Below are 15,793 nucleotides of genomic sequence, written 5' to 3'. Positions count from 1 at the left end.
TATGGGCTATGGCGAGTTGTGGGAAGCAACCCATGTCGAACTGCTGGCGGCGGCCTGGGCCACATTGCAGCTGGCGTTCGGCGCATTGGTGATCGGCTTGGTCGTCGGTCTGCTGGTGGCGCTGGCGCGACTGTCGAAAAACCGGCCCCTGCGCCGCGCCGCTCTGATCTACATCGAAGTCTTTCGCGGCACCCCGGCGCTGGTGCAGTTGTTCATCGTCTACTTCAGCCTGACCGAAATTGGCGTGCAGTTCAGCTCGTTCCAGGCAGCGATGATCGGCCTGGGACTCAATGCGGCCGCCTACCTGTCGGAGATCTACCGCGCCGGTCTCGAGGCTGTGCCCAAGGGGCAGGTGGAAGCGGCGAAGGCGATCGGCATGCCGCACCTCAAAGTGTTGCGCTGGGTGGTGTTGCCCCAGGCCATCCGCATCGTATTGGCGCCCATCGGCAACGTGGCGATCTCGCTGTTGAAAGACACATCCGTGGCATCGCTGATCGCGGCGCCGGACCTGATGTTGCGGGCGCAGGACTTGAGTTCGGTGTACTTCATGCCGCTGGAAATCTACATCCTGGTTGGCGCGATCTACTTTGCGTTGTGTTATCCGCTGTCGCTTGGGGTGAGGTTGCTGGAGCGCAGGACGCGGCATTGACGACCACCGTGAGATCGCCTTCGCCGGCAAGCCTGGCTCCTACAGCGAAAACCGCTTGCGATAATCCCGTGGCGAGATGCTCAGGTTGCGCTGAAAGGTGAAGCGCATGCGTTCCTCATCACCAAACCCGCACTGCCGGGCGATCTGATCGATGTTGCGTTCGGAATCTTCCAGCAAGCGCCGGGCAGCCTCCAGGCGCAACACTTCGACAGCTTTGGCCGGGGTGCGGCCGGTCTTGAGTTTGTAGACCCGGGAAAAGTTGCGAGGGCTCATCTGCACCTGTTGGGCCAATGTCTCGACCGTGAGATTTGCCTGGCTGAGGTTCTGCGCGATCCACAGGTGCAGGTCGTCGAAGGCGGCCCCGTCCCCGGTTTGCGCTTGCAGCAATTGACTGTATTGGGCCTGGCCGCCGGGGCGCTTGAGAAACACCACCAGTTCCCGGGCCACTTCCAACGCCACTTCACGGCCGCAGTCGGCTTCCACCAGGGCCAGCGCCAGATCGATGCCGGCGCTGACACCCGCCGACGTCCACACCGGACCTTGCTGGATGAAGATGGCATCGCTGTCGACTTCAATCGACGGGAAACCTTGCTTGAGCATGTCGCACAGCAGCCAATGAGTGGCGGCGCGTCGACCGTCGAGCAGGCCGGCCTGAGCCAGCAGAAAGGCGCCGCTGCACACCGAGGCGGTGCGTCTGGCGTTGGCCGCTGCGGCTTGCAGCCAGGCGACCAGTTCCAGGGATTCATTCATGGCCTGACGAATGTTCGGCGCGCCGGGCACGATCAGCGTGTCGATCGAATGATCGGCCAAGTCGCTCAATCTCGACGTCTCGACCGCAAGGCCCTCGGCCGTCTGGATCAAACCACCGGTGAGGCTCGCCGTATGTCGCTGGTAGCCCGGCAAACCGCGTTCGGCCATGGCTTTGGAGGCGGCCCAGAACACGGTTTGAGCCCCGGTCAAGTCGAGCAGGCCCATCTCGGGGTAAGCGAGGAAGACGATTGAACGCGGTTGATTGGGGCCAGGCGTTCGGGCGATTTTGTTCATGGGCTTCTATTCGACAATGCCGGATCAAGCCGGCCGGATTTCCGGGATTTATGTCATTGCGGCCAACAGAGTTCAACCTTCATACGACGAAATGGCTGCCCGCAGTCAATTACAAGGGCGACTCGTGACAATCCAGAACAATTGTATTGCCCGCACCTGTCTGTTTCCCCACCACCGGGCTGCGTACCTTGGGTTCATTGCAACTAGACTAGGACCTTCCCATGCTGAACCGATTGGTACTGCCGTTCGCCCTGTTGTTCACCCTCAATGCCGCCCACGCCGCCGACGCGGAAAAATGGTATCCGTCGAAATACGGCGCCAAGGATGAAATCGGCGCACTGAATCTATTGAACGCCGAGTCAGTGCTCAACGCCTCGAAACTGATCAAGACCGGCAAAACCTACCCCTTGGCCGTGCCCATCGATAAAAACCTTCCGGCCTTCCGCCACCGCAGCTTTCACTTGACCAACATTCAGCCAGGCGAAGCCGGCGGCACCACCATGGGGCCGAATAAATTCACCTTCAACGATGAACTGGTGGTGGGCTGGACCGGGGTCGGCACCCAACTCAACGGCATCGGCCACATCGGCATCGATAACGTCTACTACAACGGCAACCGCGCCGCGGACTTCGTGACCGTGGAAGGGGTGGAGAAACTCGGCATCGAAAAAGTGCCGCCGATCGTCACCCGTGGCGTGGTGCTGGACATGACGGCGGTGTATGGCAGCGCCATCGTGCCGGAGAAAACCGAGTTCAGCGTCGCCGACATCCAGAAAGCCCTGGACCTGCAAGGCATCACCATCCAGAAGGGCGATGTGGTGCTGTTCAACACCGGTTGGCTGGAGCTGTTGGGTAAAGACAACGAGAAGTTCCTCGCCGTGGAACCGGGCATCGGCATGGCCGCCGCCAGGTGGCTGGCCGACAAGCAGATCGTCGCGTTCGGCGGCGATACCTGGGCCTCGGAAATCTACCCTGGCAAAGACGGCCAGGAGTTCCCGGTCAACCAATTCATGCTGGCCAAGAACGGCATCTACAACCTCGAGCTGATCGACAGCCGCGCGCTGGTCCGGGACAAGGCCTGGGAGTTCATGTTCGTGCTGGGGCAGCCGCTGTACAAGGGCTCGACCCAGGTCAACATCAACCCGGTGGCGATTCGCTAAAGACCCGCCTGTCACCCGCAACGGGCCCGGGGATGAGCATTCATCGCCTGACCCGTTTTTGTCGTTGGTTTGTCCTATGAAACGAGAACACACGGATATGGTTCCTTCCCTTTGCAGCATCGCTGCACGCCTGCGTCTCAAACAACTGCGCCTGCTGATCGCGCTGGATGATCGCGGCTCCCTGCACAAGGCGGCCGAGCACATCTCGATTTCCCAGTCCGGCGCCACCAAGGCCTTGCATGAGGTCGAATCGATGATCGGCATGCCGCTGTTCGAACGTCAGCCTAAAGGCCTGGTCGCCAATGAAATGGGCCGCTGCATGATTCGTTATGCACGGCTGATCTACAGCGACGTCGCACACCTGCGTGAAGAAATGCTCAGCATCATGCAGGGCCAGGGCGGACGGCTGTCGGTGGGGGTGATCATGGGCGCGGTGCCGTTACTGACCCGGGCCTTGACCGAGTTGCGGCTCAAGCAGCCGCAACTGTCGGTCGAACTGGTGGAAAACACCAGCGCCACCTTGCTCGGCTTGCTGGACCAGGGACGGCTGGACCTGGCCATTTGCCGCGCCAGCGTCGGCCAGCGCTCGGCCGCGTACGACTGCGTCGAATTGACCGAAGAACCCCTGGCGGTAGTCGCCAGCAAGCACCATCCGCTGGCCGCTGCACAGGCGTTGCAGCTGTCGCAGTTGAGCGATTACCGCTGGGTGGTCTACCCCAAGGACATGCCGATGCGCCAGGCCCTGGAGCGTGAACTCACCGAGGCGGGACTGCAGGTGCCGCGTTATCTGCTGGAAACCTCGTCGACCTTCGCCACCATCCTGCTGGTGCAACAGGACCCGACCCTGTTGGCGGTGATCCCGGTGGAAGTCGCCGAATTCTGCGAGCAGTTCGACCTGCTGGTGAAACTGCCGGTGTCGATGCGGGCCTTGATCGAGCCTTATGGCGTGATCAGCCGGGCCGGCGCCGACCTGTCGCCGGCGGCGGTCCTGCTGATCAACGAATTGCAGCAGGACCTGACTACTTGTGTCAGTCACCCTTGATGAGTCTGACACACCGCTTTCGCGAGCAGGCTCGCTCCCACAGGGTGTTTATGTACTGTCGGTCTGGTTCAGGGGTTATTTGATTGGGGAGAAATCGGCGGGGATCAGCAATTTCGATTCCATCTTCTCCAGCATCGGGAATGCGATCGGCACGAAGCCCTCCAGCCAGTCCGGGTCCTGATACAGCGCGGCGCGTTTTTTGATCCGCTCATCCAGGCTCTCGTAGGCCCAGATGTGGATGACCTGGTTCAGCTCGCCGATTTCCGTGTACCACCAGCCCACCAGGGTGGCATAGCGGGAGATCACCGGCAGGCCGTTTGCCTCGAAGTGCTTGAGGTAGGTCTGCATTTTTCCGATCTGCAGGGTGTAGGTGCGCATTTCGTAAAACATGGGATTTTTTCTCTCAGGAATGAATGCCGTGGAAGGCGTTGCCGATGATCCGTTCGATGTCGGCGGCAGTGGTCAGGCGCGGGTTGACCAGCACGTTGCCGCTGCGCATCGAGTCGCTGACCATCTGCGCCATGTAGTCGAGGTCCACGCCCAGGTCCCTGATGTTGTCGGGGATGCCGATGGCCTTGTTCAGCGTCACCACGTGGTCGAACACTTTGTGCCCGGCGCGGGTCGGGCTCAGGCCGTCGACGTCTTCGCCCATGGCGATGGCGATCTCGCGAAACAGCTCCGGGCAGGCCGCCAGGTTGTATTCGATGACGTAGGGCAACAGCGTGGCATTGGCGATGCCATGGGGAATGTTGAACACGCCGCCGAAGGTGTGGGAGATCGCATGCACGTTGCCCAGTTTCGATTGGGCGAACGCCACCCCGGCGAGGAAGGATCCGAGCAGCATCTGTTCCCGTGCGTGCAAATCGCTGCCACTGAAAAACGCTTTCGGCAGGTGCGTACAGATCATCTTGATCGCTTGCAAAGCCAGGGCCTGGCTGACCGGGTTGGCCTGCTTGGATACGTAGGATTCGATGGCATGGGTCAAGGCGTCCATGCCCGTGGCGGCGGTGATCGACGGCGGCAACTTCAGGGTCAGTTCGGCATCGAGAATCGCCAGTTTGGGAAACAGCGCCGGGCTGATGATCACCGTCTTGAACAACGTCCTGGTGTTGGTGAATACCGTGGACGCGGTGCACTCGCTACCGGTGCCGGAGGTGGTGGGAATGGCGAAAATCGGCAGCGGCGCCTGCAGCAATTTGTCGTAGCCTTCGTAGTCGAGGATGTTGCCAGGGTTGGTGGCCATGGCGGCCACACCCTTGGCAGTGTCGATGCTGCTGCCGCCCCCGACGCCAATCACCGAATCGCAATCATGGTTTTTCAGGAACGCCACGGCGCGCTCCAGCACGTCGGTGGTGGGGTTGGGCTCGACGCCGGAAAACACTTCGTAGCTGATCTCGCTCTCGGCCAGCGAGGCGAAAAAACCTTCCAGCACACCCGATGCGATCAAGCCTTCATCGGTGACCACCAGCAGTTTTCTGCGCACATGGGGCTTGAGCAATGCACCGGCCTGACGCACCAGGCCATTGCCGCTCTTCAAGGTCGTGGGGAAGTAAAACTGAAACGGGTTCATCGGATTCTCCGGTTCTTATTGGTGCACAAACACTAATAAGCGCCGCAGACGGCCGATAATGAAAAGGTCTGATCCGGTGATCACCCTTTGTCATCCCCCGCCGAGCCGGGTTGCAGTGGTAACTTAAGGTTTTACAACGGTCAGGAGCATGGTCATGGAATTGGGAATAACGGGGCGCTGGGCGATCGTCTGTGCCGCCAGTAAAGGCCTGGGGCTGGCCTGTGCGCGAGCCTTGGCGAAGGAGGGGGTCAACCTGGTGATCAACGCCCGTGGCAATGACACCTTGCAGGCCGCCGCCGAACAATTGCGTCTACTGGCACCGGGCATCGAAGTACGCACGGTGGCCGGGGACATCAGCGAGCCGGCGGTGCGTGAGCAGGTATTGGCCGCCTGTGCCCAGGTCGACATCCTGGTCAATAACGCAGGCGGGCCGCCGCCGGGCGACTTCCGCGACTGGCAGCGCGAGGACTGGCTGAAGGCGCTGGATGCCAACATGCTGACGCCGATCGAGCTGATCAAGGGCTGCGTCGATGGCATGGCCGAGCGTGGTTTCGGGCGTATCGTCAATATCACTTCCGGTGCGGTGAAGGCGCCGATCGATGTGCTCGGCCTGTCCAATGGCGCGCGCAGCGGGCTGACCGGATTCATCGCCGGGCTCGCGCGGCAGTCGCGGCTGGCGGGCAACAACGTGACCATCAACAACTTGCTGCCCGGGCCGTTCGACACCGAGCGCCTGCACAAAACCCTGAGCGCCGCCGCCGACGCCAGTGGCACCAGCGTCGACAGCATCAGCGAACAGCGGCGCAAACATGTTCCCGCCCAGCGCTTCGGCCAGCCCGATGAGTTCGGGGCCTATTGCGCGTTCATCTGCAGCGCCCACGCCGGCTTCCTCACCGGGCAAAACCTGTTGCTGGACGGCGGCAGTTACCCCGGTACGTTCTGATCGCCTGGGGGATGACATTCGGTGATCCCCCAATCAGATCCCCTCATTATTCAGCTGTCGGGCGCGTGATTAGAGTGGAGCCGCTTACCCAATACCTCTCCATTACGACACAAAACCCGTAGGAGCGAGGCTTGCCCGCGAAGGGAACACTGCGGTCTACCAGGTACACCGCGTTATCGTTCTTCGCGGGCAAGCCTCGCTCCTACAGGCCTGTGTTGCGATGGAGAAGTGTTGGGTCGCTGCATCCACAACAACAAGAGCGCCCCCTCATGAACAATCCGAGTGCCGAAACACTGCGGCTGACAGCCGCGTCCGCAACCGAGCGTCCCACCAGCGTGCGCTGGCGAATCTTCCTCATCATGTTGCTGCTGACCGCCATCAACTACATCGACCGCGCCTCGCTGTCGGTGGCCTTGCCGCTGATTTCCGCCGAGTTCCAGATCCCGCCGGCGCTGGAAGGCCTGATGCTCAGCGCGTTTTTCTGGTCCTACGCCTTGATGCAGATCCCTGGCGGCATGCTGCTCGATCGCTTCCAGACGCGGCGGGTGATTGTCATCGCGACCGTGGCCTGGGGCGCCTTCCAGGCCCTGGCCGCCGGTGCGCACAACTGGATCACGTTGCTGATCACGCGCATGGGCCTGGGCATCGCCGAATCGCCGATCATGCCCGCCGGGGCCAAGCTCAATGGCGCCTGGCTGACCCCCAACGAACGCGGGCGCGGCGCAGTATTGGTGGACGGCGGCGCGCCATTGGGCAGTGCCTTCGGCGCGATCATCATCGCCGGCCTGATCGGCTGGTTCGATTCCTGGCGCATCGCCTTTGTGATCGCCGGTGTCGGTACCATGCTCGCCGGCGTGCTGGCCTGGAAATACATCCGTAACCATCCCAGCGAGCACCCTGGGGTCAACGCGGCGGAACTGGCGCATATCACCGAAGGCAACAGCACCGTTAGCCAACCCGGCGCGGTGACCAGCATCCCGCTCAAGGAACTGCTGAAAGATCGCTCGGTGCTGGCAATGTTCGCCGGTTACTGCTGCATCCTCAGCGTGTTCTACGGTCTGCTGACCTGGATGCCAAGCTACCTGCACCAGACCCACGGCCTGAACATTTCGAGCATGGGCGGTGCGACCTTCCTGATCTTCATGTGCGGCTTCGTCGGCGAACTGGTGGGCGGTTATCTGGGCGACAAATGGAAGTCCAGCGGCGCCTCGCCCAATCTGGTGATGCGCAGCATGTTCAGCGGCTCGGCACTGGTGGCGGCGCTGTGCATGCTGGCGGTGGCCTATGCCAGCGAGGCAGGCAAGGCGATCGGCCTGCTGTGCGTGGCGATGTTTTTCATCCGGTGGTGCGGCATGTACTGGTGCATTCCGTCGATCCTCGGCGGTACTTCGAAAACCGGTGTGCTGGCCGGTACCATGAACTTCTGCGGCAACATGGCCGGGGTCATCGTGCCGATCATGATCGGGTTGATCGTGCAGTTCACCGGCTCGTATTTCCTGGTATTGATCTTCTTCGTGGTCATGGCCCTGTTGCTGGCGATATTCTCCAGCCTTATCGATTATCGGGAGCGGGGGCTGGCGTGATATGAGCACGGTTTTGACATGGATAAAGCGCAGGTGAACGTCGATATCGAATGCGTGGTGGTCGGCGCCGGAGTGGTCGGCCTGGCGGTGGCCAGGGCCCTGGCCGGCAGCGGGCGGGAAGTGATCCTGGTCGAGGCGGGCGAGGGCATTGGCGTGGGCATCAGCTCGCGCAATTCCGAGGTGATCCACGCCGGGATTTATTACCCCGGCGGCAGCCTCAAGGCGCAATTGTGTGTGGAGGGCAAGCAACGCCTCTACGCCTTCTGCGATGAGCGCGGGGTTGATTATCAGCGCCTCGGCAAGCTGATCGTGGCCACCGATGAAAGCCAGTGCGCGGCCTTGCACAAGTTGCTGGAGCAGGGGCGGCGCAATGGCGTCGATGACTTGCAATGGCTGGACGCCGGGCAGGCTCGGGAGCTGGAGCCGGCATTGTCCTGTGTCGCCGCGCTCTGGTCGCCTTCCACCGGCATCGTCGATTCCCATGCGCTGATGCTGGCGCTGCAGGCAGACGCCGAAGCCAGTGGTGCCTCGATTGCGCTGCACACGCCATTGGTCGCTGCCCGTTGCATCGAGCAAGGCTTCGAGCTGCAGATGGGGGGCGCCCAGCCCATGACCTTGAGCTGCGCAGAACTGATCAACTGCGCCGGGTTATCCGCGCCTGAGCTGGCGAGCCGGATCGAAGGCTTGCCATCACAGCACGTTCCCACCGCGCGCTTGTGCAAGGGCAGCTATTTCAGTTTCAGCGGCCGGGCACCCTTCCGGCATCTGGTGTATCCGGCACCGGAAAGTGCCGGGTTGGGCGTGCACATGACGCTGGACCTGGGAGGGCAGGCACGCTTCGGGCCGGACGTCGAATGGGTCGATCAGGTCGATTACCGCGTCGACCCGCACCGCGCCGATGGCTTCTACCAGGCGATCCGGCGTTACTGGCCAGCCTTGCCCGATGCCAGCCTGCAACCGGCCTACAGCGGCATCCGGCCGAAAATCAGCGGCCCGTCGGAGCCGGCGACCGACTTCGTCATCAGTGGTCCGGCCACCCATGGCGTGCCGGGGCTGGTGAGCCTGTTCGGTATCGAATCGCCGGGCTTGACCAGTTGCCTGGCACTGGCCGAGCGGGTGCTGGCGACACTCGCCCGGTAACAGGTGTACCGATGATCAGCGTTTGCGATGCCGTTCGTCGATGCGGGCTATGCTTGGCAGTGCGCCCATTGCAATGGGAGACCTCTGATGATCAACGTACGCACTGCCCGCATGCTTGCCGATTACAAACGCTGGGCCGATCAACGCCTCTTTGACAGCCTGGTGGCCTTGCCCCCGGGTGAGGTGAAAAAAGAGCGGATTTCGGTATTCAAGAACATGATCGGCACCCTGAACCACATCTACGTCGTGGACTGCATCTGGCAGGCCCACCTCGAAGGCCGAGGGCACGGCTTCAAGACCTCACACGATCTGCTGCATCCCGATTTGGCCGAGCTGCGCGTGGCGCAGAAGGCCATCGATCACTGGTACTGCGACTGGTGCGAAAGGCAGACCGATGAATCGCTGGACCTACCCGTCGAATTCAGTTTCGTCTCGGGCGAAAGCGGCACCATGAGCGCCGGCGCGATGCTGCTGCACGTGGTCAATCACGCCAGCTATCACCGCGGCTGGGTGGTGCAGATGTATTTCGAGATTCCGGCCATGCCACCGGTCACGGACATGCCGGTGTACCTGCGCGAGTCCGATCAGGCTACTTTTTTCCGCCCGCTCAATGCGCCGCCAGTGGCGCGGACATGTGCTGTACAATTTTCGAGCGCAACCAGCGTTCTGCCGGATCGTTATCGTTGACCCCGTTCCAGACCATCGACAGTTCGGACAGGTTGATGTCAAACGGCGGGTCGTCGGCCCGCAACTGGCTGCTGCCTTCGATCAACGCGCACGCGGCGTAGTCCGGCACTGTGGCGAGCATATCGGTCCCTGCGAGCAGCGCGCGCAGGCCGGCGAACTGCGGCACCGCCAGCACCACCCGGCGCGAACGACCGATACGCGCCAGGTCGTTGTCGATGGCACCGGTCAGATCCCCGGAAAACGACACCAGCGCATGGGGTCGTTCACAATAGTCATCCAGGGTCAGGGTGCCGGGACGGCTGTCGCCGCGCAGGATCTTCACGCTCAGGTCCCGCAGCTTCTTGCGCTTGGCATTGGCCGGCAGCTCCGTGGTGTAACTGATCCCGACGGAAATCTCCCCGGTGGCGAGCATCGACGACATCAGCAGGAAATTCACCCGGCGCACCACCACCACCACGTTCTGCGCCTCCTCGCGGATCTGCTTGAGCAGCGGCGGAAACAGCCCGAACTCGGCGTCGTCGGACAGACCGATGCGAAACACATCACGGCTGGTGGACGGGTCGAAATCCTTGGCCCGGCTGACCGCACCGGAAATGGTGTCCATCGCCGGCTGCAACTCCTTGAGAATCTGCAACGCACGCTGGGTCGGCTCCAGCGCACGACCGTTGCGCACCAGCAACGGGTCGTCGAAAAGATCGCGCAGCTTGGCCAGCGAGGCACTGACGGCGGGCTGGCCGAGGAACAGCTTTTCCCCGGCGCGGGTGAGGTTTTTCTCGAACATCAGGGTTTCGAAAATCACCAGCAGGTTCATGTCCACTCGGCGCAGGTCGTTGCGGTTCATGGTGGGGGGCTCGCTGGGTTTTGGATATCTTCAGTAAAGCAGCAAAGCGCGTTTATGTTGTGGGTGAGTCCGGGCCGCTGTGAAATGGGCACTTGCTCCGCTCCATCTGCGCTCCGGCGCACCAAACATTAGCCGGTTCGCTTTCGTTATCCTGTAGATGAGAAGTTAGCGATTTCGATGAGCTTAACTAGTTATCACTATCGTTTTTCGCGAATGTAGGCTTGCCTGGCTTTTTGAAGGAGCGAATCTATTTTAGATATATTTGCATTGTGATCAGGGTTTTGATTTTTTTAAACTTTTCTCGGTACTCCTTGACGTCGTCGATACTTACTCCTTTAGGTAGTGGGCTTTTTCCAAGGCGGCCGAACAGGCGCACTGGACCGGGCAGGTCGACATAGGCCAGGACGAAGGGTGGCAGGCCGCTTTTCGGGCTCGGGTGCATGATGGTGAAGCTATAGACCTGACCCTCGACGGCGAGGTCGGTGTCATCGAATTGACTGCTCAGCGGCGATTCGGCAGGTACGGCCGGGAAGAGATGTGGCTCGCTCGCGAAGAGCGGTGTGTCAGTCGACAAAGATGCTGAATGTGCCGGCCTCTTCGCCAGCAAGCCGGCTCCTACAGGTTTGCGTTTTAGCCGGGAGAATCGAGTTGATCCAGCGCCCGGTTCACCGCCAGCTCGCCGAGCATGATGACTTGCGCAATGCCCAGCAGGGAGTTGCGGCTCGGTCCCTCCATATGGTCCGCCAGGTCCATGGCCATGACATTGGCCGAGGCTAGCGATTCGCAAGCATGGGCCAGCAGGGGTTCGGTATCGAGCGCTGGATTGACGATGAACATCGTGCCGGGTGTGCGTGGGGTGGCTTTGATGTCGGCGGTCGTGTTGAGGTGGAAATCGAGAGCGCGCTCGGCAGCTTCGTGGAGTTTTTTTGAATCGAGGTTTTCGTAGGGGGATGCCGGATCGGTGTCCGGGGGGTTGGGTGTGACCTTGAACATGGTCGAACTCCTAGAGAAATGGAGCTGCCACCATTCGCTGCGAAACGAAAAATAGGTGGCAACTGTACGCGGGTTCGCAGACCAGGACTCTAGGAACCCGGCAGACCCGAAGGTCTCCCGCGCACAGTCGCCATGACATCAATGACAGACCTGATAAAGCATCTGCTCATGGACGGTAGACGTTGTGCGTCTAGAGTTTACCCAGGCTGCGAAACCCGATCACTGATGGGCAGTGACGGGAATCAAGTTACCGAGTGGCCCCAAGACGCACAAGCCGGCGGATTCTGGCGTAACCGTAGGCAACGGCGCAAGACGCTGTAGCTTTCGTGAAGTAACCTGCAGGGTGTTTAAACAACGACTACCTGGCGATGTTTAATGCGTGGATTTCTCGACAAAAAAGACATCTGCCGGATAAACACCGACCTGTGGGAGCGGGCTTGCTCGCGAAGGCGCAGTGGCAGTCGACATCAATCTTGAATGTACCGGCCTCTTCGCGAGCGCTGGCGCCCAGCGCCGAACCCAGCGCACCCCCCGTGAAATAGGTCACCATGAACACCGTGTTCAGACGGCTGACCGCCTCCGGCGCCAGGGCCAGGATGCGTGCCTGGTTGGCCAGCTGGTTGGCGCGGTTGCCGATGTCCAGCGCGGTGGCGCAGATCAGGATCAACCACCAGAACCCCGCAGCACCGCCCGCGTACAAGGCAATGAAGGCCACCAGCACCGCGCCGGTCCCCAGGTAACTGAGCTTGATGCCGTAGTGCTGGGTGAGTCGACCCAGGTAGGACGCAGCGACAATCCCGACGATCGCCGACAGCCCGAACAGTCCGGCCTGACCGCTGGAATAGTGGTAGGGCTCCAGCGCCAGCAACGACGCCATCGATCCCCAGAACACGTTCAACGCGCCGAAGATCAGGCCGCCGGTCAATGACGAACGACGCAGGGTCGGGTGGTCGCGCACCAGTTGCCACATCGATTTCATCAGTTGCAGATAGGGCAGGGTGCTGGACGGCGCGGTCACCGGCATGCGCATCAGGATCGCCACGAACAGCAGCACATTTATTGCCGCGGCGGCGCAGAACATCCCGCGCCAGCCGACCCAGGTGCTGACAGAGCCAATCAAGGCCCGCGCCAGCAAACCGCCTGCGGACAGGCCACTGACCATCTTCGCGAGCAGGCTCGCTCCCACAGTGGTTTGGTGTCGATCATGGATGGTGGGAACAACCCATATCCCTTGTGGGAGCGAGACCGGCTTGCCGGCGAAGAGGCCGGCCGCCCCAGCGCACATTTCAGCCGCTATTAACCGCCCCCGGCTCCGTCAGCACTTTCCTGAACGTCTCCACCAGCGGCCGCAGATTGATCCGGTGCCACGCCGCCCACAGTGGCGTGGTGAAGGCGATCCACGGCACGTCCCGTAGTACCACGCCCGGTGGAGCGTTACGACTCAGTCCCTTTTGGATCATCGCAATCCCCAGCCCCGACGCCACCAGCCCCAGCGCGGTAAAAGGTTCGGTAGCCTCCATGCGAATGTCCGGAGTAAAACCGGCGCGGATGCAGGCGCTGACGAAGTCTTCGCGGCTGGCGCAGTTCTGGCGGTGTTGCACGCCGATCCATTCCTGGTCCGCGAGGTCTGCGGGGGTCAGGTTCTTCTGCTGCGCCAGTGGATGATGCTCGGGCAAGGCAAGCAGCATCGGGTCGTCCAGCACCTGGAAGCCCAGCAGATCCGGGTCGTCGGCGACGGGCGGTTCACTGACCAGGGCGATATCGAGACTACGCTGTCGCAGGCCTTCGAGTTGTTCGGCTGAGCTCAGGTTGTACAGCGCGACGTGCACGTTCGGCCGCTCGACCCGCAGCACCCGCAAGGCATTCGGCAGCACCCCGGCATGCATGGCATTTTCGATATAGCCGATGCACAAGCCGCCTTCTTCGCCGCGACCCAGGCGCTTGCCGAGGGATTCCAGGCGGTTGGCGTGGGTCAGCAGGGCGCGGGTTTCGGCGAGAAAAGTCTGGCCGTCGCGGGTCAGGCGAATGCGCTGCTGGCTGCGCTCGAACAGGGTCAGCCCCAGGCGCTCTTCTAGCTGGGCGATCTGCCGGCTCAGGGGCGACTGGGAAATGTGCAGGCGCTCGGCGGCGCGACCGACGTGTTCTTCCTCGGCGACGGCGACGAAGTAGCGCAGCTGGCGGATGTCGATCATGTCAGACTTCTGGGGACTCAAGTGCTGCACATTATGTCTTGGACGGTCCGATCATCGCAATCTAGGATTTGCTCAACGGTCACCCATGAGCTGACCCTGACACTCGAGAGGATTCACCCATGAGCTTGAAAGACAAACTGCCCGGCGCGCTGGGTTTCGGCACCGCCCCGCTGGGCAACATGTTCCGCGCCATCCCCGAAGTAGAGGCGATGGCCACCGTGCACGCCGCCTGGGAGGCCGGGGTGCGTTACTTCGACACCGCACCGTTTTACGGCTCCGGCCTGTCGGAAATTCGTCTGGGCGCCGCGCTGGCCCGCTACAACCGTGATGACTATGTGCTGAGCAGCAAGGTCGGCCGGGTGATTCTCGATGAAGTCGAAGACGCCGCGGCCCGGGATCTGGGCGAAAAAAGCGGGGTGTTCGAACACGGTCGGCCGAACAAAATCGTCAACGACTACAGCGCCGACGCCACCCTGCGTTCGATTGAAGACAGCCTCAAGCGCCTGCAAACAGATCGCCTGGACATCGTCTGGGTGCACGACATCGCCCAGGACTTCTACGGTGATCAATGGCTGGAGTACTTCAACCAGGCCCGCACCGGCGCGTTCAAGGTGCTGACCCGTTTGCGCGAAGAAGGCGTGATCAAGGGCTGGGGCCTGGGCGTGAACAAGGTCGAGCCATGCGAACTGACGCTTGACCTGACTGAAGCGCAGCCGGACGGTTTTCTGTTGGCGGGGCGCTATACGCTGCTCGACCACGACCGTGCCTTGCAGCGACTGATGGACGCCGCCCTGGCGCAGAACGTCGAGATCGTGGTCGGTGGTCCGTACAGCTCGGGCATCCTCGCGGGCGGTACGCATTTCGAATACCAGAAGGCCAGCCCGGCGATTGTCGATAAAGTCGAGCAGATCAAACGAATTGCCACCGCCCACGGGGTCGACATCAAGGCGGCGGCCTTGCAGTTCTCCCTGGCGAACCCGGCGGTGGCGGCGGTGATTCCAGGTTCCAGCCGTCCGGGGCGGATTGCCGAAGATGTGGCGGCATTGTCGGCGGTGATTCCCGCGGCGTTTTGGCAGGCGATGCGCGAAGCGAAGCTGGTGTCCGAGCGCGCACCATTGCCTATCACAGGAGCTTGAGCATGAACATCGATCTGACTGGAAAACTTGCGATTGTCAGTGGCAGCACCGCCGGCATCGGCCTGGGCATCAGCAAGGCACTGGCCGAGTCCGGCGCCACGGTGGTGTTGATCGGCCGCGACACGGCCAAGGTCGAGCAGGCGCTGGCGAGCATTCGCCAGAGCGTGCCGGGGGCGCAGTTGCGTGGCCTTACCGCGGACCTGGGCACTGCCGAAGGCGCCGGGCAATTGTTCGCCGCCGAACCTCGGGCCGACATCCTGGTGAACAACCTCGGGATCTTCAACGAGGTGGATTTCTTCGACGCCCCGGACAGCGAGTGGACACGCTTCTACGAGGTCAACGTGATCTCCGGCGTGCGTCTGGCCCGGCATTACGTGCCGGACATGGTCAAGCAGGGCTGGGGCCGGGTGATTTTCCTGTCCTCGGAATCCGGGGTGGCGATCCCGGCCGACATGATCAACTACGGCGTGACCAAAAGCGCTAACCTCGCGGTGTCCCATGGCCTGGCCAAACGGCTGGCGGGCACGGGCGTGACGGTTAACGCGATCCTGCCAGGCCCGACCTTTACCGACGGCCTGGAACAGATGCTCAAGGACGCCACCACCGCGTCTGGTCGCAGTGCCCGGGAAGAAGCCGACGCCTTCGTGCGCAAGGCCCGGCCGAGCTCGATCATCCAGCGTGTGGCGGATGTCGAGGAAGTCGCCAATCTGGTGGCTTATATTGCTTCGCCGTTGTCCTCGGCGACCACTGGCGCAGCCCTGCGGGTCGACGGCGGTGTCGTCGACAGCATGGCGATCTGAACCTTTTTGATTG

General features: G+C 61.9%; 17 protein-coding genes. 9 read left to right on the top strand and 8 right to left on the bottom strand.

Annotated elements, in window-relative coordinates; all coding sequences use genetic code 11:
* The first annotated feature begins 1 nt into the window (after nt 1).
* Entirely contained in the window at nt 2-649 is a 648-nt protein-coding gene (locus ACA041_RS19025; protein ID WP_497435725.1) for an amino acid ABC transporter permease, read from the top strand.
* 39 nt (nt 650-688) lie between these two features.
* Here ACA041_RS19025 and ACA041_RS19020 read toward each other — a convergent pair whose 3' ends face one another.
* Entirely contained in the window at nt 689-1,693 is a 1,005-nt protein-coding gene (locus ACA041_RS19020; protein ID WP_497435720.1) for a GlxA family transcriptional regulator, read from the bottom strand.
* A 221-nt stretch (nt 1,694-1,914) separates the two neighbouring features.
* On the opposite strand from ACA041_RS19020, the gene ACA041_RS19015 reads away from it, so the two are divergent.
* Complete coding sequence (locus ACA041_RS19015) at nt 1,915-2,853, top strand: cyclase family protein (protein WP_497435717.1); 939 nt, start codon at nt 1,915-1,917, stop codon at nt 2,851-2,853.
* Nucleotides 2,854-2,950: 97 nt separating this feature from the next.
* Nucleotides 2,951-3,895, top strand: a complete 945-nt coding sequence (locus ACA041_RS19010) for a LysR family transcriptional regulator (protein WP_497435713.1) — start codon at nt 2,951-2,953, stop codon at nt 3,893-3,895.
* A 75-nt stretch (nt 3,896-3,970) separates the two neighbouring features.
* On the opposite strand, the gene ACA041_RS19005 is transcribed toward ACA041_RS19010, so the two are convergent.
* Together ACA041_RS19005 and ACA041_RS19000 are read right to left on the bottom strand one after the other, a co-directional pair.
* Nucleotides 3,971-4,285, bottom strand: a complete 315-nt coding sequence (locus tag ACA041_RS19005; protein ID WP_497435709.1) for an NIPSNAP family protein — start codon at nt 4,283-4,285, stop codon at nt 3,971-3,973.
* Nucleotides 4,286-4,298: 13 nt separating this feature from the next.
* The gene (locus ACA041_RS19000; protein ID WP_497435704.1) at nt 4,299-5,465 is read right to left on the bottom strand and encodes an iron-containing alcohol dehydrogenase; all 1,167 of its coding nucleotides are present in this window, start codon (nt 5,463-5,465) and stop codon (nt 4,299-4,301) included.
* Between the two features lie 154 nt (nt 5,466-5,619).
* Here ACA041_RS19000 and ACA041_RS18995 point away from each other — a divergent pair, with 154 nt between their 5' ends.
* The 4 genes from ACA041_RS18995 (at nt 5,620) to ACA041_RS18980 (ending at nt 9,818) form a co-directional block, all read left to right on the top strand.
* On the top strand, nt 5,620-6,408 hold the full coding sequence (locus tag ACA041_RS18995; RefSeq protein ID WP_497435699.1) for an SDR family oxidoreductase: 789 nt from the start codon (nt 5,620-5,622) through the stop codon (nt 6,406-6,408).
* A gap of 269 nt (nt 6,409-6,677) precedes the next feature.
* The gene (locus ACA041_RS18990) at nt 6,678-7,991 is read left to right on the top strand and encodes an MFS transporter (RefSeq protein WP_497435694.1); all 1,314 of its coding nucleotides are present in this window, start codon (nt 6,678-6,680) and stop codon (nt 7,989-7,991) included.
* A 33-nt stretch (nt 7,992-8,024) separates the two neighbouring features.
* Nucleotides 8,025-9,131 carry an NAD(P)/FAD-dependent oxidoreductase gene (locus tag ACA041_RS18985; RefSeq protein ID WP_497442117.1) on the top strand — a complete coding sequence of 369 codons (1,107 nt, stop codon included), beginning with the start codon at nt 8,025-8,027 and terminating at the stop codon, nt 9,129-9,131.
* An 87-nt stretch (nt 9,132-9,218) separates the two neighbouring features.
* The gene (locus tag ACA041_RS18980; RefSeq protein WP_497435689.1) at nt 9,219-9,818 is read left to right on the top strand and encodes a DinB family protein; all 600 of its coding nucleotides are present in this window, start codon (nt 9,219-9,221) and stop codon (nt 9,816-9,818) included.
* On the opposite strand, the gene ACA041_RS18975 is transcribed toward ACA041_RS18980, so the two are convergent.
* From ACA041_RS18975 to ACA041_RS18955, 5 genes are all read right to left on the bottom strand, one after another.
* Nucleotides 9,739-10,659 carry a LysR substrate-binding domain-containing protein gene (locus ACA041_RS18975; RefSeq protein ID WP_497435686.1) on the bottom strand — a complete coding sequence of 307 codons (921 nt, stop codon included), beginning with the start codon at nt 10,657-10,659 and terminating at the stop codon, nt 9,739-9,741. The genes ACA041_RS18980 and ACA041_RS18975 overlap by 80 nt on opposite strands.
* 247 nt (nt 10,660-10,906) lie before the next feature.
* On the bottom strand, nt 10,907-11,233 hold the full coding sequence (locus ACA041_RS18970) for an OB-fold domain-containing protein (RefSeq protein WP_497442116.1): 327 nt from the start codon (nt 11,231-11,233) through the stop codon (nt 10,907-10,909).
* A 56-nt stretch (nt 11,234-11,289) separates the two neighbouring features.
* Complete coding sequence (locus ACA041_RS18965; RefSeq protein ID WP_497435681.1) at nt 11,290-11,652, bottom strand: DUF6124 family protein; 363 nt, start codon at nt 11,650-11,652, stop codon at nt 11,290-11,292.
* A gap of 358 nt (nt 11,653-12,010) precedes the next feature.
* A complete protein-coding gene (locus ACA041_RS18960) occupies nt 12,011-12,814 on the bottom strand; it encodes an MFS transporter (protein ID WP_497435677.1) in 804 nt (267 codons plus the stop codon).
* 124 nt (nt 12,815-12,938) lie between these two features.
* Nucleotides 12,939-13,844 (bottom strand): LysR substrate-binding domain-containing protein, encoded by a 906-nt coding sequence (locus ACA041_RS18955; protein ID WP_497435672.1) that lies wholly within the window; start codon nt 13,842-13,844, stop codon nt 12,939-12,941.
* 119 nt (nt 13,845-13,963) lie between these two features.
* Here ACA041_RS18955 and ACA041_RS18950 point away from each other — a divergent pair, with 119 nt between their 5' ends.
* Both ACA041_RS18950 and ACA041_RS18945 read left to right on the top strand, forming a co-directional pair.
* On the top strand, nt 13,964-14,980 hold the full coding sequence (locus tag ACA041_RS18950; RefSeq protein ID WP_497435667.1) for an aldo/keto reductase: 1,017 nt from the start codon (nt 13,964-13,966) through the stop codon (nt 14,978-14,980).
* A 2-nt stretch (nt 14,981-14,982) separates the two neighbouring features.
* Entirely contained in the window at nt 14,983-15,780 is a 798-nt protein-coding gene (locus ACA041_RS18945; RefSeq protein ID WP_497435662.1) for an SDR family NAD(P)-dependent oxidoreductase, read from the top strand.
* Nucleotides 15,781-15,793 lie beyond the last annotated feature (13 nt).

This window comes from Pseudomonas sp. LBUM1676 (genome assembly GCF_059695605.1).
Note: the sequence above shows the minus strand (reverse complement) of the source record. Positions and strands in the feature narration are given on the sequence as shown.